This is a genomic window from Rhodococcus sp. MS13, assembly GCF_013277835.1.
Classification (GTDB): Bacteria; Actinomycetota; Actinomycetes; order Mycobacteriales; family Mycobacteriaceae; genus Rhodococcus_F; species Rhodococcus_F erythropolis.
Genome location: NZ_VBTL01000011.1, coordinates 304833 through 328675, shown reverse-complemented (window position 1 = coordinate 328675; position 23843 = coordinate 304833). Strand labels below are relative to the sequence as shown.

The following is a 23843-nucleotide window of genomic DNA, read 5'->3' as shown; positions in this document are numbered from 1 at the left end:
TCGATTTCCAAGGATCGTTGCGAGAACGGAGACGGCGCAAGTGGTCTCAGAGTTCAGTGCGGATGTCGTCAATGACCTGGGCAATCGCATGTTTCGCCCAGGCCGTGATCTGCTCGTTCGTGTCGCGGTAGTACGGCAAGGCAACCAATGCAATCGACAGAGCCCATGCGCGGCCACGCGTCCAAGTGCCCTCGTCCACGTCAACACGAAGCCGGAATGTATGCCGAGTGCTCGGCGTCAGCAGAGTCCATGCAATGAGGCAGTCGAGATTGCCGGGTCTCCGAGAGCGAGTCCACCCCAATCGATCACGGCCGAAAGGCTGCGGTCGCTCACCAAGATGTTTCCCGGGTGCAGATCCGAGTGCATCCACACCGCTGGGCCTGCGTGGTCGATGACGTGGCGCGCCTTTTCCCACGCCGACTCCGTCAGCGCTACGTTCAGCAGGTCGCCACACGCTGCAATACTCGCTCGAGTCGCTGAATCTCGTCGCTCAATCGGATCGGCCCGGTAGGAATGCAGCGATCCCTGTGGGCGCAATCCGATTGTGTCGATCCGACGTAGACTGTTCACGAAGTCTGCGAGTTGGATGGCCAGGTGGTCATCGATCATGCCGGGCACAGGGTTTCGCCCTGGCACCCACGGGTGCACCGACCATTGCCACGGGTATCCGAAGGCCGCCTCACCCACACCTACCGGAACGGGCACGGGGACCGGTAGGTGTGGAGCCAGATGCGGCACCAACTGTTGCTCCTTCGTGATTCCCTCTGCCGCACCTGGGGTGCGGGGCATACGGATTACGAGTGAATCGCCTACTCGGATCATGACGTTGTCGGTGCCGATCGACTCGACCAAGCGCAACGGCAGATCGGCCCACTGTGGCATCTGACTCGAGAGCAATCGCCGCACCAACGCAACATCGATGTCTGGTTCCTCTATGTGCAACTTCCGAATCTGCATGACATGAGCAAACCACTCCCGCACATTCCGGCGATCAAGAAGTCATGAAGAAGACAGCAGTCGCACAGTGCCGACAATGTCCGTCCGCATCACCGACCGCGACACATCCAGACCTCCTTCGCCGTGACTGCCGCAGATCGAATGAACATCCGAAAGTCCCAAAGATCAGAATTGTCGAAAATTATTGCATAGGAACAGTTTTCGAGATACAAGCCTTGTGTTCGAAACTTTGTTCGATTAAACTTTGGGCATGAACAGTCGGGAAGCATGGCAGCTGGATGGCGAGGGCCTCAAGTGTGAGGTTCTGGATCTGGTGCGTGTCCGGCACGAGTTGCAGTCGCGGATGGTGTTGCTGATCGTGGAAATGTTTTCCCGTGACGTTCTCGGTGGGAAGGGTTTTCGGGCGATCGCGCAGTGGTTGCATGGTTCGACGAATCTGGAGATCGGTGAGTGCAGTCTGCTGGTCGGGTTGGCGCGGTTGTTGATGCTCGAACCTGTTGTGGGCGATGCGTTTCACCGGGGTGATGTTGATGCGTTGAAGGCGCGGCAGGTGGCGTCGTTTTGTCAGCATCCACCGAAGAACATGACCCTGGCGGATGTGGACAAGGCCCGCGGGATTCTGCTCGGGTTGGCGTCGAAGAACATTGCCGATTGTGATGCGGTGCGGGCAGCGATTCGGCGGATCGAGAAGCAGTACGGCAAGCGTGAGGACGGTGTTCCGGTCGGCGAGGATTCGGAGCGTAATGAGTTCTACGCCTCGAAAGGCCTGTACGGCAGAGTGACTGTGAAGGGTGATCTGGATGCTGTGAACGGGGCCCGTCTGATCACGTTGCTGTCGAGCCTGTCCGCTCCGACGCCGGAGAAAGACGGCGTCAAAGACACGCGTACTCCGGCATTACGGCGTGCGGACGGGTTTTGCGAGTTGTTGCGCCGGTATGAGCGGGCGGGGTTGGGTCCGATCGAGGGCGGCGTGAAACCGCACATCACGGTGACCGCGTCCGCGAAAGACATGACGGACCTTAAAGTTCTGAAAGACCTCCTGCCGTCCACCGAGGAGCTGGGATTTGCGTGGGCGGATTGGGTGGGCCCGATCAACATCGACACTGCACGGATGCTGGCGTGCGACTGCACGGTCACGCGGATTTTGTTGGATGAGAACGGTGTTCCGCTCGACTGCGGTAAGGAAGCCAGAACCGCGACGGTGCCGCAGAGGCGGGCGTTGGCGGTTCGTGATGGTGGGTGTGCGTTTCCGGGGTGTGGGACTCCGTCGGGGTGGTGCGATGCCCATCATATTGTTCACTGGAACGATGGTGGCCCAACGGATCTCGACAACCTGATCTTGTTGTGCGGTCATCACCACCGGACGATGCACCACACGGAGTGGCGGGTGGAGATCGGCCCGGATCGAAAGACGGTGTTCTATCCGCCGATGTCGATCGATCCGTATCAGCAGCCGATCGGCGGGAACAGCCCACCGACAGCAGCCTGAAGTGAAACAACTCGAGACGCGAGCACCGGGGCACGATCATGCCCCGGTGCTCATGCTGCGTTCCGTCATCTTCGCGGAGACGTACGGCCTACCAGCGGTTCCGAACCTCCTCGGCAAATCCGACGAGATCTCGAACGACCACGGAGGTACCGTCGTCGAGGATTACTGTGCCGGAGAACTTTCCGAACACCTGATGCTGAATCGAACGCAGCACCCCGACATCGAAAGTCGCGGCACGGTCGATGATCGGCTCGAAAGTCATCTCGAAGCGACCATCGTTGCTCGAGAAGTTCCACGGCGCGCCGTCGTACGTTCCCTGCGGGATGCCGAAGTCGATCCTGTCCAGTTTGTGTGCCCGCCCTCCGACAAACACGATGTTCTCGCTGGCCGCCGTAGTGTCGCCGAAGCCGTACCCGATGTTGAATCCGAACCGCTCGCCGTTCACCAGTCCGGATGCAGAACCCCAGTACCAGGTGTTGTCGTAAGTCCAGACTCCCCTGCCCCAATCGAGAACGCCGAACGAGTCTTCCGAGCGAAATGTGAAGTCGTCGCTCCCGATTCGCACGGTCCCGGCAGCGGGCAGGCAGTTGATCTTCTGGTTGTAGTAAAACGATCGGGACGCCTTCGGAAACGGTGTGGCGATCACCATCCGGTCATCGACAGGACCCGCCAGGAACAAATCGGCATGAAGGCCTCGCCCACCGTCGAAAGCCGGGTAGTCGACAATCAGGTGGCGCCCACCGTCCACATGGCGAAACTCGAAGCGAGCTTTACCTTTCGACACCACCACATCACCGTCGTCCGCGCTTTCGGGCAGACCGAGCCTTCCCATCGGGAACGGCAGCATCACGTTTTCGGTGATCTCGTGTGGTGCTCGGAAATCGAGCCAGGAGACTCCGAGCAAGCCCATGTACCCGTTGTCGGCGACGGTCAACGCGATGCCGTAATCCGCAGTGAGAACGCAGTAGTAGTCCCACTCCTTGATCCGGAACTTCGGAGCGGTGATCGCAGAGCGTCGATACTTGCGAATCTCCGATGGGGCCCAACCCGTCTCGACCAAATGTCCGCCATCGTCGAGAAGCGGGCCGGGCGACATCAGTGTCTGCATTCTTACTTCCAGCGTCCCAAGATCTCGTTCGCACGGTTGGCCAATGCCATCTGGAAGAACGGACCGAAGCTCACACGTGCCACTCCGAGCGGACCGAAACTTGCCGGATCGTCCTGGTCCGGGATTCCGATCGCATTGATCGGAAGTGGAAGTTCGGACGTCAGGCGGCGCTGGGTCGCGTCGTCATGCCGCCCGACGGGGTAAAGAACGTCGGCGCCGGCGTCGGCCGCCAGCTTGAGGCGTGCGATGGCGCGATCGACACGATCGGACTCGTCACCGACCTGCTTCACGAACAGGTCGGTGCGCGCGTTGACGACAACGTGAACTCCGGCTGCGTCGGCGGCCTGACGAAGCCCACCCACAAAGTCGGCGTGCTCCTGCGCCTCACGCAAGCGTCCGCCTTCACTGTGGACGGTGTCCTCGATGTTGAGTCCGACAGCGCCGGCATCGATCAACCCGTCGATGAGAACTGCCGGCTCGAGCCCGTAACCACCCTCGATGTCCACCGAGATCGGGGCGTCGACCGCACCGGTGATCTGCTTGATCCGGTGCAGAAGTTCGTCGAAGGTGATGCCCTCGTTGTCCGGCTTGCCGATGGAATCGGAAACCGGGTGGCTGCCCACCGTCAGGGCTGCAAAACCGGCAGCCACCGCAAGATTCGCCGACCACGCGTCCCAGACCGTCGGGAGAATGACCGGGTTACCTGGCTGGTGCAACGCCAATAGAGCAGTTGCCTTGTCGTTGATCGAAGTCATGCGGTGGCTCCTCGAGATCGTGGGGTGTACCTCTCACCTACCGACTCTAGTGAGCGACCGGGCAGCCTGTGCTCTTGTAATCGACCTGGAACTCCTTGATGCCGTTGATCCAACCCGAGCGCAGACGGCGCGGATCACCGATCTTGGTGATGTCCGGGACGTTGTCGGCGATGGCGTTGAACATCAAGTCGATCTCCATGCGAGCGAGGTTTGCACCGATGCAGAAGTGAGCGCCAGTTCCGCCGAAGCCCAAGTGCGGATTGGGGTTACGAGTGATGTCGAACGTCATCGGGTTCTCGAATACGTCCTCGTCGAAGTTCGCGGAGCTGTACAGCATCACCACGCGCTGCCCCTTCTTGATCGACACTCCTGCCAGCTCGGTGTCCTCGAGCGCGGTGCGCTGGAAGGCGGTGACGGGTGTCGCCCAACGGACGATCTCGTCGGCCGTCGTCTTGGGACGTTCCTTCTTGTACAGCTCCCACTGCTCGGGGTTGTCCAGGAACGCGATCATTCCGTGCGTGATGGCGTTGCGGGTGGTCTCGTTCCCTGCGACCGCCAGGATGAGCACGAAGAACCCGAACTCCTCCGGGCTCAAAGCGTCGCCGTCGATGTCGGCCTGGACCAGAGTCGTGACGATGTCATCTGCCGGGCAGGTACGACGCGCATCTGCCATTTGGTACGCGTATCCGAGGACCTCGGTGGACGCGACTGCCGGATCACCCTGGTATTCCGGGTCGTCGTAGCCCATCATCTCGTTGGACCACTTGAACAGCTTGTCCCGATCGTCCTGCGGTACACCGATCAGATCCGCGATCGCCTGGAGCGGCAGCTCGCTGGCAACCTGCTTCACGAAGTCGCCCGGGCCTTCGCTCACAGCGGTGTCGACGATGCTGCGCGCACGACGATCCAATTCGTCGCGCATGCCGTTGATCGCGCGCGGCGTGAACAGCTTCGAAATCAGCTTGCGGAGCTTGGTGTGCTCCGGCGCATCCTTGTTGAGCAGAAGATGCCGGAGCATCTCGACGGCCTCACGTGGCATGTCGTCGGCGAAACGCGCGATCGCGGTGTTCTCCCAGCTCGAGAACACATCGCTGCGCTGGCTGACCTCTTTGACGTCAGCGTGACGCGAGACCACCCAGTAGCCCTCGTCCTGGAATCCACCAACGGTCGGCGGCTGCTCACACCACCACACGGGCGCGCTTCGACGCAGTTCAGCGAATTCTTCGAAAGGGATCCGCTCCCCGAGGACAGCAGGATCGGTGACGTCGAATCCGTCCGGTAGGTCAGGCGTGCGAGTTGTGTCCGAGATGGTCATGGCGTCCTCTGATCGGTCGATTGTGCGCTACACCACAGAGTAGCTTTCACTAACGGGCTGTCAAGTGAAAGACGGAGAGTCTCGTGCAACTGACCCGTGAGAGCCCCCGCGGCACTAGGATCCCGGTAATGACAGATACCTCCGGCAGACTGACGCTGCGAGAGAAGCAGAAGCAGCGAACCCGCGCAGACCTCGTGGATGCCGCCGGCGCGCTCTTCACCGAACGCGGATACGCGGCTGTCACCGTCGAGGACATCGCCGGCCGGGTCGGTTGCAGCCGCGCCACCTTCTACCTGCACTTCCCCGGCAAGATCGACATACTCAAGGCCCTCGGCTCGAACACGGTCGTATCCAGCACGCTCGCGATATTCCAGGATCTCGACCACGTACTCGATTCCGGTTCGCGCGAAGAATTCGCCGGCTGGATCAACCGCGCTCTCGACTGGTGCCGCGATCACCACCACATGATGCGGGCGTGGGACGAGGCCATGGTCCTCGAACCCGAATTCCGAACACTGGCACGTGAAGGCATCTCCGCACTGCCCAACGCGATGCCGTCGTACCTGGCACGCTGGCCGCAGAGCCGACACGACGAGGCGAAACTCCGGGTCGAGCTCCTGCTGACACAGATCGAGCGCTTCTTCATTCGGTGGGCGGAACAGGGCGCGATCACCGCGGGTGCGGACGTCGCAGCAGACGTTCTCACCGACATCTGGTTTCCGGCACTCACGCCGCCCACGACCGATGTTGCGGCGCCGCGATAGGTTGGCCCGATGCCACTCGACCTTCGAGCGATCCTCACCACCGTCGCTGCACTCCTGTCCGGGATACTCGCGGCGCTGGCCCTGACCAATCCCGTTCTTCGCGACTGGGCCATCGTGGCCTCCCCGTCAGAAGTAGATCGCTGGATCAGCAGCGGACCGACTGCTGTCGGCCTCGGCGCCGTGATCGCCGTGCTTGCCTGCGCCATCTCACAGCGTCGCGGGTCCCGTCGGGCGGCGTGGATCGCGATCGCCGTCGGCGTCGCCGTCATCGCGATCGTTCGGGCAGTCGTACCCGAAGTTGCGTCACTGGACCTGCTGATCGCATTGATCATCGTCAAAAGTGTTGCAGCCGGCACCATTCTGGGCTGCGTGGTTGCCGTCAGTTGGGACCGCACTGCCACGAAGAACGCGACACTCCTCGGCGTGCTCGCCACCTTCCTCGCGATCCGCACGTTCGCCGGTGGGACAGCCAGGATGACGACTTCTTCGGTGGGTGAGCCGTCGTGGTGGCTGATCGGCGCCACGGCCGCAGCAGCAATCGCCTGTGCAGTGACCGCGCAAGCCGGCTTCCGGATTCGCAAGCCGGACTCGGGTGAAATCCGCATCGCTCTCGTGGTGATCGCCGCGCTGGCGATCGGGCATCGAGTGCTCGGCGCCGTGATCGATCGCCAGCAGTACGCGTCCGAGGCAACCGCCTGGATCGTCATGGTTTTGGCAGCGGGCGCTGCGCTCGCCTTGACGTGGATCGCCGCTTACCGTCTCGGCGACACCTCCGGTGCTGGTGGCAAGTTCCTCTGGGCGGCAACCGCTCTGGCCGCTGCGTCGGCTCCGCTGTTCGTCGACATCGCGAAGGGTTCCGGCCACTGGGGAGACCTGAAGTCCCCTTGGGTACTGGTGCTTTTCGCGGCCCTGCCGGTTGCCGTCGGATTGAGACTGCACAAGCAGGTGCCAAACTTCGTGCCCATCGCCGTTCTCGTTGCGGTTCCACTGTCAGAACTACTGCCCTTCGACTCCGCGCACGGCGTCTGGTCAATCGCGCTGAAGATCGCCGCGCTGGGCCTCGCCGCCGGTTTACTGTTCGGTTCCCTTGCTCCCGGCAGCCTGGTCGACGCCACACTCGGACTCGCCATTCCCTTTGCCGCGATGACCTTCTCGTCGATCGCCATTCTCACCGATCAGCTCTCTTTCCCACCGATGATGACGTCGATATACATCCAAGGCCAGCTCGACATCGATGCGGTCTCTCCCCACGGCGACGGAGGATTATTCGGACGCGGCATCGGAATCACCGTCGACTACGTCACCGCTCAGACTGTCGGCACTGCAATCCTCTTCGCCCTGATCATCGGCTTCTGTGGTGCGGCGATCCTTCGACGATCCCACCCACCCGTCGAGGTATCGGAACCCACCGAGACCGCCTGATCGGGACAGACCGATGACCATCGACCTCCGGTCATGCACCGGCGCCCTCGCGGCCTTTCTCTCGGGAATCCTTGCCGCCCTGGCGCTGACGAACCCAGCGCGAATGAGATGGCCTGTTACCGAACCGCAGTCGAAGATCGACCAATGGATCAGCAGCCAATCCACCAGCGTCGTGGTGGGTGCCATCGTCGCCGTAGGGGCCTGCGTGTATCTCCAGCACCGCGGTTCTCGCAGGCGTGCGTGGGCGTTTGTGTACACGGGCGTCGTAGTGTTGATTCTGATCAGATTCCTCGTCGCCGAAGAAGTCGGTCTTGATCTGCTGAGCGTTCTGGGTTTCGCCAAAACCATTGCAGCCGGGCTCATCCTGGGCGGCGCTGTCGCCGCATCGTGGGACAGCCGACTCGGACGCAACCTGCTGATCATTGGCGTGGTGTCGACGTGGTTGGCCGCGCAATCGTCCACCGGCGATTTGATACCCGTCAGCACGTCGTCCATCGGCGAACCTGCCTGGGCACTTCTGTTGCTGACCCTGATCTGTGCAGTGGCGTGCGCAGTGACAGACGACTCCGAATTGCGGATCAGCGAAAGCGAACCGGGCGTCGCCGCAGCCGCTCTGGCAGTTGTCACCGGCCTCGCCGTCACCCAACGGATTCTGAGTTCGGTCGTCGACCAGCAAGAGAACCCACCGACGTTTTCGGGTTGGCTGGTCATGGTCGCGTCCACCGTCGCCGTCCTCACCCTGACCTGGTTCTGTGTGAGGAGACTGGACACAACTTCAGGCAGTGGCGGATTCCTTTGGGCTGCAACCGCTGTTGCAGCCGCCGCCACGACGGTGTTCGCGGATCTGACCGACCGCTTCTTTCTCGACGGTGACCGAACCTCGCCGTTGGTGATCGCTGCCCTCGCGATCATCGCGGTCGTCTTCGGGTTGTCGCGTTCTCGACACCGGGATCGCACGATCGCAGGTCTGGCTCTGCTGGCTGCGATCCCGTTGTCGGAGTGGATCTTCGACGGCGAACACGAACTGGCTCTGCTGCTCCGCATCGTCGCGCTGGGCGTCGGGTCGGGATTGCTGCTCGGATCCGTTCTGCCGTCGAATCCCGTCGCAGCGACGCTGGGGTTGACGATTCCTTTCACTGCCCTGGTCTTCATGTCGATCGGGCAGCACGAGATCGAAACAGTGTCGTCAACGTACGTCAAGCACGATCCGTCATCGACGTACTTGCAGGACGAGTCGGGACTGCGAGCCTACGTCGACGCAACCGAGCCCGACGCAGCCTTCCGAGCCGACGCCGCGTTCGTTATCGTCGATGCAACTGAAGATCCGCCACGCTCCGACGGCGCGGCACTCCTGATGTGTGTAGTCGTCGTCGCCACCGGGATCGCGCTCCGCCGCCGCAGCCCCGTTGACACACCGTCACCGGACTGAGACCTCCTATTGCGGTGCAACTGGTACCGGATTGACTATTTTGGAGCAGTGCCCATCGCCCGCAGGACGCTGCTCGTCGCACTGAGTGGTGTGACTGCATTCGTCGTCACCGTCGTCGCTTTGGCACCGTTCGTGAACAGCCAGTCGACGTCGATTTCGACGGGCGACCGATTCTGGTCCATCTCGACCATCGGCGCCGGCGTCTTGGCTGTCGTCGCGGTCGGGACAGCCGCGATGATGGCCCGCTGCCGATTGCGGACCGCGGCCATGACGGTCTTCGGTGGGCTCCTCCTCGAACTGCCCGGGCTCTACGATCACAACTTCGAGGCACTCTCGCCCGTCGGTGCGGGAGTCGCTGTCGGCGCGGTGACGGTTGCTGCCGCTCCCCGGGTTCGAGCTGCCTCGGTCGCGGGAACAATTGTGGCTGTGCATGTCTCGGATTCGCTCCTGGACGAAGACGCAATTCCTCGGCGGTACGCGGACTACATCGCCGACAACACCAACCAGTTTCAACCACCAGTGTTGGGGGCAACACTGCTCGCGCTCGCTTTGGCCGCCGCCTGCGTCGCCGCGTTCTGGTTCCACGATTTCGACAAGGACCACCCCAAGGAACGGATGGCCGTTCGGCCGGTGACTATCGCGGCGGTGCTCACTCTCTTCGGGGTCGCGGCAAATTGGTGGTTCGAGATCACCACCGTCACGGCGGCCGTACCCCTTCTACTCGTCGCGCTCGTAATCACGGTGATCTGCGCGCGGGTGCTGGGCGATGGCGGTCGAATCCTGCTGATGTGTACCGCCGCCGTCGCAACTCTGGCGGCGGTGTCGGCGAACCGTCCCGCAACCGAAGCTATGGAATGGTCGAAAACCCCCGCCTCGACCGCCGTCGTGATCGGCGTCGTCATCGTCGCCGCGGCAGCAATCGGCGCGATCGCTCCCTCGCGGGTCGTCGGCTACGGATTGCTCCTGACGGTGACGGTCGCCGGGATCGTCAGCTACGCCACGTCGCCGTCGCCGAAGATCGGTGACGTTCTCACGATCAGCGATCTTCTTGTCGCCTTCACCTCTGCGGTCGTCACGTACGCGATCGCCAGCGCGATGTACCGAGAGCCACCGCGGACCGGAGCGTCACGAGCCCTCGTCGGACTCGGTGTCATCTTCGGCCCGACGGCGCTGGCCCTGCTCGTCTATCCGCAGTTCGACTACGGATGGACCGCGTACACGCCGCTCGACGAGAACAAGCCGTTCAACGGCATCACGACGGTCGGCCCGTTCGAAATCTCGACCGACATCCTGATACTCGACGCCGTGGCACTGATCATCGTGGCCGTCTGCGCCTATGCAAGTCTGCGCTTGGGGCGAGTCAATCGATCCGTTCCTCCGCCGATCAGTCGATCAGATCCATCGACGCCAGGCGATGGAACACTTTGAGTGATCCCGGCGCCACCTCGTCCATCGCTGCGTACTCGGCGAGCGTGAAGTAGCGGAACTCGGCGATCTCGCTGGTCGGGCGCGGGTCTCCGGCCATCTCCGCCAGATAACAACTCATGTGCAGGCCTGTGTCCGCGGAATGTCCGAAAGCGTGAGCCTCGAAGACGTCGAGGAACGTGACCGTCCCGTCGACCAGATCGACGTCGAGTTCCTCCCGAATTTCGCGGTGCAGTGCCTGCTCGGGCGTCTCACCCGGGTCGATCTTTCCGCCGGCCATGTAGAACGCGGTCTTGCCCACGGAGCGGGTCTGGATCAGCTTGCGGTCACGAATGTGCGCAAGGGCGGCGGTACGGATGATCGTGGTGGGAGTCGACGAATTCACGTCGTCCAACCTACGTGTATCAGCGAGTGCCGATGATGTCCGAATCGACTCGCTGCACATCGAAACTGCCACGCCCGGTAATATGTACGCAAAGACAACCTCTCCGACTAGGTGAATTGTCTCGTTAATCCGATAGGTTCGATTTTGTTCGGACACCCCGCCGCCCGCTGACAACACGACGGAGTGCCTTTTGCTCGCTATCTTGCTTGCCCATGCCGTTGCCGCCCTCTTGGCTCCGCTTGTGGTGCGCAGGTTAGGGCGAAACGGCTTCTTCCCCCTCGCGATAGTCCCCCTCGCCAGCCTCGGCTGGGTCATCGACAAATGGGGCACCGTCGAGACGCTGCACATCACCTGGGTTCCCGGCCTGTCGATGGACATCGACTTCAGGTTCGACGCGCTTTCCGCCATCATGGCCGTGCTCGTCCTGGGCGTCGGCACGCTGATCCTGATCTACTGCGCCCGCTACTTCAACGACGACGAACCTCGACTCGGCATCTTCGCCGCCGAGATGGTCGCCTTCGCGGGTGCCATGTTCGGACTCGTGACCAGCGACAACATGCTGCTTCTCTACGTGTTCTGGGAACTGACGACGGTCTTGTCGTTCCTGCTCGTGGGTCACTACGCCGAACGCGCCACCAGTCGCCGCGCCGCGACCCAGGCACTGCTGGTCACCACCGCCGGTGGTCTGGCGATGTTGGTCGGCATGATCATCCTCGGCCAGGTCGGCGGCAGCTACAACCTGTCCGAACTGGTCGCGAACCCGCCGACGGGGTGGCTCCCGTCCGTCGCGATCGTCTTGATCCTGATCGGTGCGCTCTCCAAATCGGCAATCGTGCCCCTGCACTTCTGGCTGCCAGGTGCGATGGCCGCGCCCACCCCTGTCAGCGGTTATCTTCACGCGGCAGCAATGGTCAAGGCCGGTATCTACCTCGTCGCGCGCCTGGCTCCCGGGTACGCCGATTCGCCGCCGTGGCGCATCACCATCATCAGTTTGGGTCTGCTGTCGATGATCCTCGCCGGTTGGCGAGCCATGCGCGCTTACGACCTCAAACTCGTCCTCGCCTTCGGAACCGTCAGCCAACTCGGCTTCATGATGGTCCTGGTCGGCATCGGCACGCGTGACGCCGCCCTGGCCGGCATGACGATGGTCGTGGCGCACGCGATGTTCAAGGCCGCACTCTTCATGGTCGTTGGCATCATCGATCACACCACCGGCACCCGTGACCTGCGCAAACTTGCTCACCTGGGTAAAGCGGCACCCGCTCTCGCGATCATCGCGAGCCTCGCTGCCGCCAGCATGGCCGGTCTACCACCGCTACTCGGATTCGTCGGCAAGGAAGCCGCACTCGAATCAGTTCTCGAAACGAACGCGCTCGGCCACTGGTCGTCGATCGCCGTCGTCACGGTGATCGTGTTGGGCTCGATCCTGACCGTCGGCTACAGCGTCCGGTTCATCTGGGGAGCCTTCGGGCGCAAGACCTTGAGCAAGCCGAGTCCGGCCGTGAGCAAGATGCACAAGCCGGGTTGGCTGTTCCTGTTCGCGCCCGGCCTACTCGCGGTTCTCGGTCTGGCCGCCGGCATTCTCTCGCCCCAACTCGAGAAGCTGCTGACGCCGTACTCGACCACACTGGCCCCCGGACCGCACGCCGATTACCACCTCGCGCTGTGGCACGGATTCAACACTCCGCTGCTGCTCACCTGCATCGTCATCGCCGGCGGCATCGCGCTCTACATCGCGCAGCGTCAGATCAGCCGCCTGCACTTCGAGCACCCGCCGCTCGGCAACGCCGACCGCATCTACGACGCGACCCTGCGCGGCATGGACACCATCTCGATGCGCCTGACCGGTGCCACTCAGCGTGGTTCGCTCCCCCGCACGCAGTCGACGATTCTTGCGACGCTGGTCGTGGTGCCACTGTTCCTGCTGATCATCGACACCGATGGCGGCGGAGTCGACCTTCGGATGTGGGATTCACCCATCCAGTTCACTATCGCGCTGATGATGATTTCGGCCGCCATCGCCGCGACGCTGATGCGCAACCGACTCGCCAGCGTCATCCTCGTCGGACTCACCGGCTACGGCTGTGGCGTGTTGTTCGCGCTGCACGGCGCACCCGACCTCGCGCTGACCCAGTTCCTCGTCGAAACCTTGACCCTCGTGATCTTCGTGCTGGTACTGCGGAAGTTCCCCGCAGAGGTCGACGAGAGCAAGGCAATCGGCTTCAAGTGGCCGCGTGCCGCACTCGCCGTCGCCGTCGGTATCACCGTCACCACCATCGCGGCTTTCGCGACCAATGCGAGAAACACTCGTCCGATCTACGAACTGCTTCCCGACGCGGCCTACGACCTGGGCAACGGCAAGAACGTCGTCAACGTCCTACTCGTCGACATCCGCGCATGGGACACGCTCGGTGAGATCTCGGTCCTGCTGGTCGCGGCAACCGGCGTCGCCAGCCTCGTGTTCCGCAACCGCCGCTTCGGTATCGCGCCGCGAGTCGCGGACGCCCCCTCCGTCATCGTCGACAAGGCAGCGGCCAACTCGGACACGACGTGGTTGCGCGGCGGAGACCTCATCGATCCTCGACACCGTTCGCTGGTTCTCGAGGTCACCACGAGGTTGATCTTCCCGACCATCATGGTGTTGTCGATCTACTTCTTCTTCTCCGGTCACAATGCCCCCGGCGGCGGTTTCGCCGGAGGCCTGACGGCGGGCCTCGCCCTCGTGCTGCGTTACCTCGCCGGTGGCCGCTACGAACTCGGTGAAGCCGTACCCATCGACGCGGGCAAGATTCTCGGCCTCGGTTTGGCACTGGCCGCGGGCACCGCCCTGGTGTCTCTGTTCCTCGGCGCCCCGGCACTCTCGTCGGCTGTCTTCGAGTTCACGCTCCCGCTCATCGGCCACGTCAAACTGGTCACCGCACTGTTCTTCGACCTGGGCGTCTACCTCATCGTGGTCGGCCTGGTCCTGGACGTACTCCGAAGTCTCGGCGCCCGCCTCGACGCAGAAATCGAGGTGAAAGCACCATGAGCGCAAATATCGGAATGCTGATCCTGATCGGCGTCCTCACGTCGGCCGGTGTCTACCTGCTGATCGAACGAAGCATCACCCGGATGCTCCTCGGACTGCTCCTGTTCGGCAACGCCATCAACCTCTTGATCCTGACCGTAGGTGGATCGGACGGGAATCCGCCCATCGTCGGCCGAGATTCCGTCCACGAGGAGATAGCGGATCCGCTCGCCCAGGGCATGATCCTGACGGCCATCGTGATCACGATGGGTATCGCCGGCTTCGTTCTGGCACTGGCATACCGGTCTTACAAGATCAACACCGCCGACGCCGTCGAGGACGATCCCGAGGACACCAAGATCCTCAAGCGTCGCCTGCCTGCCGACGCTCCCGACCACGACCGCTCCGACGACCCGGTCACCGGTGCCCCGAGCATCGGCGGCGACGCATTCGACAAGGACGGAAACCCTATTCCCCTCGAACAACTGGTCAACCTCGAGGACATCGAATGCTACGACGACCTCCACGACGGCGACTTCGAGGACGAACCGGTACCCGACTGGGCCACCGACCTTGCTCGTAAGAAGGAATCCGAGAAGCGGCGCAAAGACGCTCGCCAGACCAAGATCGAGGGAGGTGGCGGCGCATGACCATCTCGGACAACCTGATGGGAGCCCTTGCGCCCCTGCCCGTCCTGATCCCGATGCTGGCCGCAGCTGCGACGCTGGTTGTCGGCCGACGTCCGCGTTTCCAGCGTGTCATCACACTGATCGCGCTCATCGGCGTCGTCGCGGTGTCTGGATTGCTGCTCTACCTCGCCGACCGCGACGGTACGACGGCCGTTCAGGTCGGCGGCTGGGACTCCCCCATCGGCATCACACTCGTCGTCGACCGTCTCTCGGCGATGATGCTCGTGGTCTCGTCGGTGGTGTTGCTCGCCGTCATGATCTACGCGATCGGTCAGGGTATTCGCGACGGTAGCGAGGCCCAGCCGGTCTCGATCTTCCTGCCGACCTATCTCGCATTGACCGCCGGTATCTCCAACGCGTTCCTCGCCGGTGACCTCTTCAACCTGTACGTCGGATTCGAGGTTCTGCTCGCCGCGAGTTTCGTGCTCCTGACGCTCGGTGCCAGCGCCGACCGCGTTCGGGCCGGTGTCTCGTACGTGATGGTCTCGATGGTGTCTTCGCTGATCTTCCTGGCGGGCATCGCCTTCGCCTATGCGGCGACCGGCACCCTCAACATGGCCGACATGGCCCTGCGCTTCGACAACATTCCGCCAGGCACACGAACCGCCATCTTCGCTGTCCTGCTCGTGGCGTTCGGCATCAAGGCTGCGGTCTTCCCGCTGTCGGCGTGGCTACCGGACTCGTATCCGACCGCGCCCGCACCGATCACCGCCGTCTTCGCCGGGTTGCTCACCAAGGTCGGTGTGTACGCGATCATCCGCGCGCACTCGTTGCTGTTCCCGCAAGGAGAACTCGACAACGTACTGATGGTGTGCGGTCTGCTCACGATGGTGGTCGGCATCATGGGTGCCATCGCGCAGAGCGACATCAAACGTCTGCTCTCGTTCACACTGGTCAGCCATATCGGTTACATGATCTTCGGTATCGCACTGTCCACGACGTCCGGGCTGTCCGGCGCGATCTACTACGTCGCCCACCACATCATCGTGCAGACGACGCTCTTCCTCGTCGTGGGTCTGATCGAACGACAAGCCGGGTCGTCGTCGCTGCGCCGACTCGGCGGTCTGGCTGCGGCCAGCCCGATCCTCGCGATCGTCTTCCTGATCCCGGCACTGAATCTCGGTGGTATCCCGCCGTTCTCGGGCTTCATCGGCAAGGTCGCGCTCCTGCAGGCCGGTGCGGCCGACGCCAGCGCGCTGGCCTGGATCCTCGTCGCCGGCGGCACGATCACCAGCTTGCTGACGCTCTACGCCGTCGCCCGCGTGTGGACCAAGGCATTCTGGCGAGCCCGCGCCGACGCGCCCGAAGGTGACCTCGCCGACGTCAGCCCGTCAGCACTGATCGACGAGTCCGAAGAGGACATCGCGTTCGTCGACCGCGAGGACGTCGGCAAGATTCCGGTCTTCATGCTGATTCCGACGGTCGGACTCGTCATCGTCGGTCTGGCACTGACGGTGTTCGCAGGCCGGATCATCGACATCAGCGACAGAGCGGCGAAGGATCTGCAAGACCGGTCCATCTACATCGACGCGGTTCTCGGCAACCACCGACCCGTGCCGGTCGACGAAGCTCCCGTCGCTGCAGACGACCCTGCTGTAGCTCCCAGTACCGACGTCCCGAACACCGACGCCCCGAACACCGACGCCCCGAACACCGAGGAGGCTCCGCGATGAAACGCGAACAGGTACTCCGCGTCGGGATCCTGCTGTGGCTGATGGTCGTATGGATCCTGTTGTGGGGCAACATCAGTTTCGGCAACATCTTCGGCGGACTCGCCGTCGGCCTGATCATCATGGTCCTGCTTCCCCTCCCTCGCGTACCGGTCGAGGGTCGGGTACATCTGCTGTCGATTCTGCGTCTGCTGTGGATGATCGTGTACTACGCGATCCAGTCGAGTATCCAGGTCGCCTGGCTGGCGATCCGTCCGTCGCCGCCGCCGGTCACCGGAGTTCTGCGGTACCAACTCGGGATCAAGTCCGACCTGGTTCTCACGCTGTGCATCGACGTACTGAACCTGATCCCGGGCACCATGGTTCTCGAGATCGACCAGAACCGGCGCATCGTCTACGTCCACGTGCTCGACGTCGGATCGCAGAAAGCCGTCAGCGCGTTCTACCGCTCGGTGGAGGATCTCGAGCGGTTGTTCATCGCGTCGTTCGAACGTGATTCGGACTGGCAACCCAGCCCGTGGCACCAGCGCGACTACGAATTCGATGCACCCAGGCAGGAGGACCAACCATGAACGGGTTCATCACCACCATCTTGATCATTTCCGGAGTGATTCTGCTGATCGCCGCCGTACTGACCACGTTCCGATTGCTCGACGGTCCGAGCTCACTCGACCGCCTCGTCGCTCTGGACACGATCATCGCGGTCTCGATGTGTGGACTCGCCGTCTGGGCCGCGTACAGCAAAGACACCACGATCGTTCCCGCGATCGTGGCGCTGGCACTGGTCGGCTTCATCGGTTCCGTGTCCGTCGCGCGCTTCCGGGTGAGTGACCAGTGATCGGCAACATCCTCGACACGATCGGGGCCATCTCCATCTTCCTCGGCGCGCTGCTCGCGCTGACCGCCGCGGTGGGAATCGTTCGCTTCCCCGACACCCTGCGTCGTATGCACGCGGCCACGAAACCTCAGGTGGTCGGACTGATCCTGGTTCTGATGGGCGCTGTGTTCCTGCTTCGTGGGAGCGTCGACATCTGGATGTTGGTCCTGGTGGGCATCTTCACGCTGCTGACCGCGCCCGTGATCGCGCACAGTGTCGGCCGAGTCGCCTACCGCGAACAGCGCGAAGAGGACGACCTCATGAAGATCAACGAGCTGGAAGACCCGGACTCTCTCCTGTAGCGGCATCCCACTCGCCGTCGCGCTCGCCCCACACCGCAAGAGCAGTGCCGGGGCGGGCGAAGAAGGTGGCGAAGTACGCGACCGACATGAGAACCAGGACAGCCATCAGCAGCGGCCCGAAGATCGCCGGGTACTCGGCCATCTGCACCGCAGCGAACCGGTACGAGAGCAACAACCCCGCGAGTAGTGCCGAACCACCGATCAACAGACGCACTCGGAACCACCCCCAGCCTCGCTCCGGATCCCGCAGCGCCGCATCGAGGGTCAAGCACAGGACGGCACCGGCAATGAGGTCGACGCCGTAGTGGAATCCGAAACCGAGCGTCGCGGTCAGGGTCGCAACGAGCCAGAACGATCCCAGGCTGCGAATCCACCACGGCCCGCTGCGCGAGTGGATGAACAATGCGACCGCCCACGCGGTGTGCAGGCTCGGCATGCAGTTTCGCGGTGCGGCGTCGTCGAACGGCAGCGACGACGGTGATGCGAAGTCGAAGTTGGGCACGATGTTCGGCCAGTAGTCACCGATCTGGAATCCGAACCCACGCGGACCGAAGGCGAACACCGGGCCGACCACCGGGAACAGGACGTAGAAGATCGGGCCGATCAGCCCGATGAGCAGGAACGTGCGCAGCAGGTGATGCGACGGCCATCCCTTACGTACTTGATAGAGAGCAACCACGATCACCGCGACCGGCAGTTCGACGTAGATCCAGTCGAGGGCTGCTGCACCGACGGGGCCCATGGCGTCGACGATCTGGCCCATCACCCACGACGGATTCCCGAGAGCCTGGTCGGCGAGGAACACGTACTCGTCCCACACGTCGGTGCCGACGAGAATGGTGATCTCCAGCCACGTCTCGGCAACCTTGGCCGCGATGATGAGCAACGCGCCGAGAGCGACGCCGTGCAGAACGCTGAGTCGACGCTCGCCGGGCAACTTCCACACCGCGTACACCGCGATGGCCGTCAGTACCCAGGTGCCGCCGGTGCCCATAGTCAGCGGCCCACCCGAGAACCAGCGAATTGCCCCGACGACCACGTCGATCACGACTGCCGCGGATACCGCGTAGATGCGTTCTTTGTTGTTCAGTCCAACCAGCGCGAGAGCGAGACCCACCCAGGGCATGGTCGCCGAGCGAGGAACGAGGAAGTAGTCGCCGAACAGGCTTTCCACCGGACCGAGATAGCCCTTGTACGACGCGAACGCCTGCACACCCAGGACCAGCACGGTCAATGCTGCTGTGCCGATCAGAAGGAGTCGATGAGAACTCGACCACGAACGATCCGACTGTCCGGGTACGCCCCCTCGTTGGGACCAACTGTCTATCAACACCGGACAATAGTAAACGCCGTGTGAACCGAATATGGACGCAGACTGGACAATCGGTCTGTATGCCCGTATTTCGACCCTACGAAACCATCGGCAACACGGAGTGCTCTAAGTACCCAACTCCGCGACCAATGCGTCGACTACCGCAACCAGATCGCCGCCCGTCGCTTCCGCGACACGGCGTTGACGCTGGTAGGAGGCACCGCGACGGGGAATGTCCGCCACCGACGCCAACTCGTCCGCGCAGCCGAGTGAGACCGCAATCGGCGCCAAGTCGTCGAGCAGGCGATCCAGATCGTCAGTGACGAGGCACTCGTTTGCGTCGGAGTCGAGGATGATCTCGGCGTCCAGTCCGTATCTCGCTGCGCGCCACTTGTTTTCCTTGACGTGCCACGGCTGCATGTTCGGCAGAGTCTCACCGGCACTCAGTCTGCGGTCCAGATCGACGATGAGGCAGTGGACCAGAGCAACGAGAGCACCCAGTTCGGCGCGTGTCGAGACGCCGTCGAACACCCGGACCTCGATGGTTCCCCACTTCGGCGCGGGACGGATGTCCCAGTGCATGCCACCGATCTTGGTGATCACACCGGTCTTCATCTGGTCGTCGATGAACGACTCGTATTCGGCCCAGTTCTCGAACTGGTACGGAAGGCCCGCGGTGGGCAACTGCTGGAACATCAACGCGCGATTGGACGCATAGCCGGTGTCCACACCGGCCCACATCGGCGAGGACGCCGACAGCGCCAACAGGTGCGGATAGCGCTGCAGCAGTGCGTTGATGATCGGGAAAACGCGATCCGCGGACGAGACACCCACGTGAACGTGCACGCCCCAGATCAGCATCTGCCGACCCCACCACTGCGTGCGTTCGATGAGTTCGTCGTAGTCGGGTGTTCGGGTGACCAGCTGCGTCGACCATTGCGCGAACGGGTGCGTGCCCGCGCTGATGAGGTCGACGCCGAGCGGATTCGCAGCGCGGCGAAGCAGATCCAGTGACCTGTCGAGATCACTCATCGCCTCGCCGACCGTCGAGTGAATACCCGTGACGAGTTCGACGGTATTTCGCAGTAGTTCCTTGGTGATGTGCGGGGTTTCCGAGCCGGCAAGCTCTTCGACCGCCGAAAACACCTCGGCTGCTGTGTTGGAGAGATCTCTGGTCTTGCGATCGACCAGCGCGATCTCCCACTCCACGCCCAGCGTCGGGCGCGGCGAACCTGGAAATGGAACTACCACGCAGAGAATCCAATCACAGTGTCGGTAAAAACACCGTGCTGGCTACTGCGTGGTAGTCGCCGGAAGTGATGCAAAACTCAGGTGAGTTTGTCAGCTCTTGGTGATGACACCGCAAGCGACGCGTCCGCCGGCGTCACCGGTGTCGAGGGTCTGCTGATCCGGTGCCGGCGCGTAACGCGTCGGGATGTTGCCGAAGTTGTCCGCACCGGCGTGGATCATGACGGATGTTCCACCGTTTGCGACCAGTTCGTCGACGGTGAACGCGTCGGTTGTGGTGACCAGCGTGGCGGTGCCGTCTTCGAGGACCTGAACCGAAGTGAGGTCACCGCTCGCCGGGTGGCCCGTGTGACCCTCGGCCTGGAAGTGTCCGCCTGCCGAGAGGAAGTTACCCGGCTCTCCGCCGCTGGGAGCTACGGAATTGGTCTCGCACTTGGCGACCTGGTGAACGTGGAATCCGTGGAAGCCGGGGGTCAGGCCCTTGGCGTCGAGGGTGACCTTGACGTCGCTACCTTCCTGCGCGAACGTGACCGTTCCGACCTTGGCGCCGTCGGTGCCGTTCAGTGTTGCGGTGACCGTTTCGGCAGAAGCGCCGGCGTGAGCCGTCTCGGAACCGTGGCCGCCCGCGCTTTCGTGCGCGCTGGGATCGGCTGCACCGGTCCACACCGGAGGAGTCGTGCCGGGGACGCTGCTGGGCTCTTCGCTGTTACTGCAAGCGGTCAAGCCGAAAGCGGCAATCGCGACTACAGGGGCAACGACGCGCCAGGACATACGCCGGGTGCTGCTGGGGGCCATCGAACCGCTCCTTTGAGGTGGCGAGAAAGTGCTTCTGATCATAACGGCGCGTGTAGTAGCTGGAACCGACGGGTCAGTTCCACCTTCACGACCGGTCAGTTGGAGGTCACGATCACGATCACGCCAGGTGACGCGTTCGCGATGCCGGCGAATCGAGGTTCTGCGGTGACTCCGAGTTCAGCTGCGATCTTCTGCGCCGCTGCCTTCTCCGCCGCGGACGATCCGTAGTACACCGTCGTCGTACTGACGGTGCCCTCGCTGTAGTTACCCGTCTCCTCGACGTTCCAACCTGCAGCCGTCAATTCCTCGGCAGTGCCTGCTGCCAGACCCGAGACGGTGCTGTTGTTGAGAACTCGAACGCTGATATTCGACGTGTCGACGCCGCTCGCGGAGCTGGAAGTCGTGGTCGTCGCAGTTCCCGAGGGACGCGACGTAGTGGTGGTATCGCCCGAAGCGGGTTGCGTCGTCGCTGCCGGCTTGGAAGTGGCAGATGCCGGTGCGGTGGCGCTCGTCGTGGCAGACGCCGTGGATTCGGTCTGCTCTGCTGCGGTGTTCTCGTCGCCCGATCCACCGTCGCTCGATCCACCCAGTGAGGCTGCTCCGAGACCGATGAACACGATCGCCAACGCGATCAACACCATGGCGATTGCGCGAAGCGGAGGTCCGGACGGCTGCTCTTTCGGGGTACTCACGATGTTGACCTTATCGCCAGTGTGTGGACAGCCCGATCATATGTACGCGTGATTCAGGTGACCTCGAAGCCGAGGCGACGGGCGGCCCTGGCCTTCTGACGGCTGGCACGCAGACGACGCAGGCGCTTGACCAGCATGGGATCAGCCGCCAAGGATTCGGGGCGATCGACCAAGGCATTGAGAACCTGGTAGTAGCGGGTTGCCGACATGTCGAACAACTCCTTGATGGCTTCTTCCTTCGCACCGGCGTACTTCCACCACTGGCGCTCGAAGGAGAGGATGTCGTGCTCGCGGCGGGTGAGGCCGTCTTCGCCCACCTCGTGCATGCCTGCTGTATCTACTACCGAATCGTCGGCGCCAGTGCCTTCGGACTGGTTCCGACTACGCGCGGTTGCGCCGTCCATGTCACTCCTCGACTGCTGTGCTCGGCGTCAGCGAGACTCGTATGCCCGGTGTTCTTTTCCGACCGATATTCTCGCGGCCGTGAGTTTCCCGGTCCCCTGGCCCGAAGGTAACTCACAATTTCCCCCGCGGCCCACGTTCCGACCGAGCAACGAATTACATCGCTGTTCTTCAGCAACCATTGAACCATGATCGAGTGTGCGGGCCGTGATAACTACGCGGGCGCGCCGCACTATCCTTGTCCGCATGGCTATCCTCCCCATCCGAATCGTCGGCGACCCGGTACTGCACAAGGCGACAGAGCCGGTCACTCAGTCTCCGGCCGAGATCGCCGAACTGATCGCAGACATGTACGAGACGATGGACGCCGCCAACGGCGTCGGTCTGGCGGCCAATCAGGTCGGCGTTTCACTCCGAGTCTTCGTCTACGACTGCCCCGGTGACGACCGCAGCAGCGAGCGTCGTCGCGGCGTCGTCGTGAACCCGGTACTCGAGACGTCCGAAATCCCCCAGACGATGCCCGACCCGGAAGAAGACTTCGAGGGTTGCCTTTCCGTTCCCGGCGAGCAGTTCCCGACGGGCCGCGCCGATTGGGCGAAGGTCACCGGCACCGACGCCGACGGCAACCCGATCGAGGTCGAGGGCACCGGATTCTTCGCACGGATGCTCCAGCACGAGACCGGGCATCTCGACGGTTTCCTCTACACGGACGTGCTGATCGGCCGCAACGCGCGCGCCGCCAAGAAGATCATCAAGCGTTCCGGTTGGGGCAAGCCCGGTCTGACCTGGACGCCGGGCACCGTCGACGATCCGTTCGGTCACGACGACGACGATTACGAAGACTGAGAATTCCGCTCTGAACGGCAACATTTCGATCGGTAGCCGGGTGGTTTTGCGATACAAGCTCCCACCCGGCTATTCGCATCCCATGACCGACGTCATCGGCATCCTCGAGGGCGCCGATCCCATCGCCGTCCGCAGCGGCGACGGTCGGCTGGTCCAGGTCTCCGCCGATCAGGTGATTGCACTCAAGACTCTCTCGGCCCGCCCGATTCGCATCGGCGAGATTCGAAACCTCGAAACGGCTGGCGCTGCGGCGTGGCCGGGGGTCGAGCAGGCGTGGATCGACGGTTGGTTGCTGCGCGCCGGTCACGGTTTCACCGGCCGCGCCAATTCGGCTTTGCCGCTCGGTGGTGCGGGGACGGTTGCCGGCTTCGACGCGAGCACCATCGAGCGGATACGCCAGTGGTTCGGTGACCGCGGCCTGCCGACCCTGCTGCTCCTCCCCGATCGACTCGGCACCGCTCCGGACGGGTGGACCAGCGAGAAGGAAACCATCGTGATGGCCGCCGATCTGGGCAGTGTCACGCTGCCGCTCGGTCCTCCGGTCACCTCGTTCGCCGACCGCCCCGACCACAACTGGCTGTCGACGTACGACGCCCACGGAGATCCGGCGTACGTCGAGGCGGTCCTCACGGCTGTCGTGGGCAGTGCAACTTTCGGCGCGATCGGAAACACCGACACGACGCTTGCCATCGGGCGCGCTGCGCTCACCGAGGCACCCGATGGCAAGCGCTGGGTAGGACTGACCGGCATTCACGTCGCCCCTGAACACCGTCGTCACGGAATCGGGTCGCTGATCTGCGGAGATCTACTCTCCTGGGGTCGTCAGAACGGTGCGACGCACGCGTACCTCCAGGTTTCGGCGGAGAACTCCGCGGCGATCGCGCTCTACGAGCGGCTCGGATTCGTCGAACACCACCGCTACCGATACGCCACCGATCCTGTCGGCGGCTGACG

At 63.0% G+C, this 23843-nt stretch carries 24 protein-coding genes; 13 read left to right on the top strand and 11 right to left on the bottom strand.

Annotated elements, in window-relative coordinates; translation table 11 throughout:
- Positions 1-46 precede the first annotated feature (46 nt).
- Entirely contained in the window at positions 47-199 is a 153-nt protein-coding gene (locus tag FEZ59_RS23245) for an aminoglycoside phosphotransferase (protein WP_172933275.1), read from the bottom strand.
- Positions 200-237: 38 nt separating this feature from the next.
- Positions 238-957: a phosphotransferase gene (locus FEZ59_RS23240; protein ID WP_172933274.1), complete on the bottom strand. Its 720-nt coding sequence runs from the start codon at positions 955-957 to the stop codon at positions 238-240.
- Positions 958-1207: 250 nt separating this feature from the next.
- On the opposite strand from FEZ59_RS23240, the gene FEZ59_RS23235 reads away from it, so the two are divergent.
- The gene (locus tag FEZ59_RS23235; protein ID WP_172933273.1) at positions 1208-2446 is read left to right on the top strand and encodes an HNH endonuclease signature motif containing protein; all 1239 of its coding nucleotides are present in this window, start codon (positions 1208-1210) and stop codon (positions 2444-2446) included.
- 88 nt (positions 2447-2534) lie between these two features.
- Here FEZ59_RS23235 and FEZ59_RS23230 read toward each other — a convergent pair whose 3' ends face one another.
- Genes FEZ59_RS23230 through FEZ59_RS23220 form a run of 3 tightly spaced genes read right to left on the bottom strand, consistent with a single transcriptional unit; the run spans position 2535 to position 5624 of the window.
- Entirely contained in the window at positions 2535-3554 is a 1020-nt protein-coding gene (locus tag FEZ59_RS23230; protein WP_172933272.1) for a DUF2804 domain-containing protein, read from the bottom strand.
- A gap of 2 nt (positions 3555-3556) precedes the next feature.
- Entirely contained in the window at positions 3557-4309 is a 753-nt protein-coding gene (locus FEZ59_RS23225) for an isocitrate lyase/phosphoenolpyruvate mutase family protein (protein ID WP_007730096.1), read from the bottom strand.
- A 46-nt stretch (positions 4310-4355) separates the two neighbouring features.
- Positions 4356-5624, bottom strand: coding sequence for a cytochrome P450 (locus tag FEZ59_RS23220; protein ID WP_172933271.1), 1269 nt, complete (start codon positions 5622-5624; stop codon positions 4356-4358).
- Positions 5625-5752: 128 nt separating this feature from the next.
- On the opposite strand from FEZ59_RS23220, the gene FEZ59_RS23215 reads away from it, so the two are divergent.
- Genes FEZ59_RS23215 through FEZ59_RS23200 form a run of 4 tightly spaced genes read left to right on the top strand, consistent with a single transcriptional unit; the run spans position 5753 to position 10667 of the window.
- On the top strand, positions 5753-6388 hold the full coding sequence (locus FEZ59_RS23215; protein ID WP_020968862.1) for a TetR/AcrR family transcriptional regulator: 636 nt from the start codon (positions 5753-5755) through the stop codon (positions 6386-6388).
- A 9-nt stretch (positions 6389-6397) separates the two neighbouring features.
- A complete protein-coding gene (locus FEZ59_RS23210; protein ID WP_134998273.1) occupies positions 6398-7810 on the top strand; it encodes a hypothetical protein in 1413 nt (470 codons plus the stop codon).
- A gap of 13 nt (positions 7811-7823) precedes the next feature.
- Entirely contained in the window at positions 7824-9239 is a 1416-nt protein-coding gene (locus FEZ59_RS23205) for a hypothetical protein (RefSeq protein ID WP_134998274.1), read from the top strand.
- 48 nt (positions 9240-9287) lie between these two features.
- Positions 9288-10667 carry a hypothetical protein gene (locus tag FEZ59_RS23200; RefSeq protein ID WP_020906696.1) on the top strand — a complete coding sequence of 460 codons (1380 nt, stop codon included), beginning with the start codon at positions 9288-9290 and terminating at the stop codon, positions 10665-10667.
- On the opposite strand, the gene FEZ59_RS23195 is transcribed toward FEZ59_RS23200, so the two are convergent.
- Positions 10624-11049 carry an NUDIX domain-containing protein gene (locus FEZ59_RS23195; protein ID WP_031331804.1) on the bottom strand — a complete coding sequence of 142 codons (426 nt, stop codon included), beginning with the start codon at positions 11047-11049 and terminating at the stop codon, positions 10624-10626. The two genes, FEZ59_RS23200 and FEZ59_RS23195, sit on opposite strands and share 44 nt — an antisense overlap.
- 190 nt (positions 11050-11239) lie before the next feature.
- Here FEZ59_RS23195 and FEZ59_RS23190 point away from each other — a divergent pair, with 190 nt between their 5' ends.
- From FEZ59_RS23190 to mnhG, 6 genes are read left to right on the top strand one after another with little or no spacing between them, the layout of a single operon-like run.
- Positions 11240-14077 (top strand): Na+/H+ antiporter subunit A, encoded by a 2838-nt coding sequence (locus tag FEZ59_RS23190; protein WP_019744494.1) that lies wholly within the window; start codon positions 11240-11242, stop codon positions 14075-14077.
- Positions 14074-14706: a Na(+)/H(+) antiporter subunit C gene (locus FEZ59_RS23185; RefSeq protein ID WP_019744495.1), complete on the top strand. Its 633-nt coding sequence runs from the start codon at positions 14074-14076 to the stop codon at positions 14704-14706. The genes FEZ59_RS23190 and FEZ59_RS23185 overlap by 4 nt, the downstream gene beginning before the upstream one ends.
- Positions 14703-16418, top strand: a complete 1716-nt coding sequence (locus tag FEZ59_RS23180) for a Na+/H+ antiporter subunit D (RefSeq protein ID WP_021333974.1) — start codon at positions 14703-14705, stop codon at positions 16416-16418. The genes FEZ59_RS23185 and FEZ59_RS23180 overlap by 4 nt, the downstream gene beginning before the upstream one ends.
- Positions 16415-16987 carry a Na+/H+ antiporter subunit E gene (locus tag FEZ59_RS23175; RefSeq protein ID WP_003945063.1) on the top strand — a complete coding sequence of 191 codons (573 nt, stop codon included), beginning with the start codon at positions 16415-16417 and terminating at the stop codon, positions 16985-16987. Before FEZ59_RS23180 ends, FEZ59_RS23175 begins: the two co-directional genes overlap by 4 nt.
- Positions 16984-17253: a monovalent cation/H+ antiporter complex subunit F gene (locus FEZ59_RS23170; protein WP_003945061.1), complete on the top strand. Its 270-nt coding sequence runs from the start codon at positions 16984-16986 to the stop codon at positions 17251-17253. Before FEZ59_RS23175 ends, FEZ59_RS23170 begins: the two co-directional genes overlap by 4 nt.
- Positions 17253-17594: a monovalent cation/H(+) antiporter subunit G gene (gene mnhG / locus FEZ59_RS23165; RefSeq protein ID WP_085989592.1), complete on the top strand. Its 342-nt coding sequence runs from the start codon at positions 17253-17255 to the stop codon at positions 17592-17594. Before FEZ59_RS23170 ends, mnhG begins: the two co-directional genes overlap by 1 nt.
- Here the strand turns inward: mnhG and FEZ59_RS23160 are convergent.
- The 5 genes from FEZ59_RS23160 to FEZ59_RS23140 form a co-directional block, all read right to left on the bottom strand.
- On the bottom strand, positions 17560-18927 hold the full coding sequence (locus FEZ59_RS23160; RefSeq protein ID WP_134998275.1) for a phosphatase PAP2 family protein: 1368 nt from the start codon (positions 18925-18927) through the stop codon (positions 17560-17562). The genes mnhG and FEZ59_RS23160 overlap by 35 nt on opposite strands.
- Before the next feature lie 105 nt (positions 18928-19032).
- On the bottom strand, positions 19033-20157 hold the full coding sequence (locus tag FEZ59_RS23155; RefSeq protein WP_003945034.1) for a glutamate--cysteine ligase: 1125 nt from the start codon (positions 20155-20157) through the stop codon (positions 19033-19035).
- A 90-nt stretch (positions 20158-20247) separates the two neighbouring features.
- A complete protein-coding gene (locus FEZ59_RS23150) occupies positions 20248-20949 on the bottom strand; it encodes a superoxide dismutase family protein (protein ID WP_007730117.1) in 702 nt (233 codons plus the stop codon).
- Positions 20950-21044: 95 nt separating this feature from the next.
- Complete coding sequence (locus FEZ59_RS23145; protein WP_134998276.1) at positions 21045-21641, bottom strand: LytR C-terminal domain-containing protein; 597 nt, start codon at positions 21639-21641, stop codon at positions 21045-21047.
- 53 nt (positions 21642-21694) lie between these two features.
- Entirely contained in the window at positions 21695-22045 is a 351-nt protein-coding gene (locus FEZ59_RS23140) for a DUF3263 domain-containing protein (protein WP_007730120.1), read from the bottom strand.
- 244 nt (positions 22046-22289) lie between these two features.
- Here FEZ59_RS23140 and FEZ59_RS23135 point away from each other — a divergent pair, with 244 nt between their 5' ends.
- Together FEZ59_RS23135 and FEZ59_RS23130 are read left to right on the top strand one after the other, a co-directional pair.
- Positions 22290-22889, top strand: coding sequence for a peptide deformylase (locus tag FEZ59_RS23135; RefSeq protein ID WP_019744501.1), 600 nt, complete (start codon positions 22290-22292; stop codon positions 22887-22889).
- A 40-nt stretch (positions 22890-22929) separates the two neighbouring features.
- On the top strand, positions 22930-23841 hold the full coding sequence (locus FEZ59_RS23130) for a GNAT family N-acetyltransferase (RefSeq protein ID WP_172933270.1): 912 nt from the start codon (positions 22930-22932) through the stop codon (positions 23839-23841).
- The last annotated feature ends 2 nt before the right edge of the window (positions 23842-23843 follow it).

What these genes read in the sequence shown, in the direction of transcription:
- FEZ59_RS23240 (WP_172933274.1), bottom strand. Translation starts at nt 957, where the DNA reads ATGCAGATTCGGAAGTTGCACATAGAGGAACCAGACATCGATGTTGCG.
- FEZ59_RS23235 (WP_172933273.1), top strand. Translation starts at nt 1,208, where the DNA reads ATGAACAGTCGGGAAGCATGGCAGCTGGATGGCGAGGGCCTCAAGTGT.
- FEZ59_RS23230 (WP_172933272.1), bottom strand. Translation starts at nt 3,554, where the DNA reads ATGCAGACACTGATGTCGCCCGGCCCGCTTCTCGACGATGGCGGACAT.
- FEZ59_RS23225 (WP_007730096.1), bottom strand. Translation starts at nt 4,309, where the DNA reads ATGACTTCGATCAACGACAAGGCAACTGCTCTATTGGCGTTGCACCAG.
- FEZ59_RS23220 (WP_172933271.1), bottom strand. Translation starts at nt 5,624, where the DNA reads ATGACCATCTCGGACACAACTCGCACGCCTGACCTACCGGACGGATTC.
- FEZ59_RS23215 (WP_020968862.1), top strand. Translation starts at nt 5,753, where the DNA reads ATGACAGATACCTCCGGCAGACTGACGCTGCGAGAGAAGCAGAAGCAG.
- FEZ59_RS23210 (WP_134998273.1), top strand. Translation starts at nt 6,398, where the DNA reads ATGCCACTCGACCTTCGAGCGATCCTCACCACCGTCGCTGCACTCCTG.
- FEZ59_RS23205 (WP_134998274.1), top strand. Translation starts at nt 7,824, where the DNA reads ATGACCATCGACCTCCGGTCATGCACCGGCGCCCTCGCGGCCTTTCTC.
- FEZ59_RS23185 (WP_019744495.1), top strand. Translation starts at nt 14,074, where the DNA reads ATGAGCGCAAATATCGGAATGCTGATCCTGATCGGCGTCCTCACGTCG.
- FEZ59_RS23180 (WP_021333974.1), top strand. Translation starts at nt 14,703, where the DNA reads ATGACCATCTCGGACAACCTGATGGGAGCCCTTGCGCCCCTGCCCGTC.
- FEZ59_RS23175 (WP_003945063.1), top strand. Translation starts at nt 16,415, where the DNA reads ATGAAACGCGAACAGGTACTCCGCGTCGGGATCCTGCTGTGGCTGATG.
- FEZ59_RS23170 (WP_003945061.1), top strand. Translation starts at nt 16,984, where the DNA reads ATGAACGGGTTCATCACCACCATCTTGATCATTTCCGGAGTGATTCTG.
- FEZ59_RS23150 (WP_007730117.1), bottom strand. Translation starts at nt 20,949, where the DNA reads ATGGCCCCCAGCAGCACCCGGCGTATGTCCTGGCGCGTCGTTGCCCCT.
- FEZ59_RS23140 (WP_007730120.1), bottom strand. Translation starts at nt 22,045, where the DNA reads ATGGACGGCGCAACCGCGCGTAGTCGGAACCAGTCCGAAGGCACTGGC.
- FEZ59_RS23135 (WP_019744501.1), top strand. Translation starts at nt 22,290, where the DNA reads ATGGCTATCCTCCCCATCCGAATCGTCGGCGACCCGGTACTGCACAAG.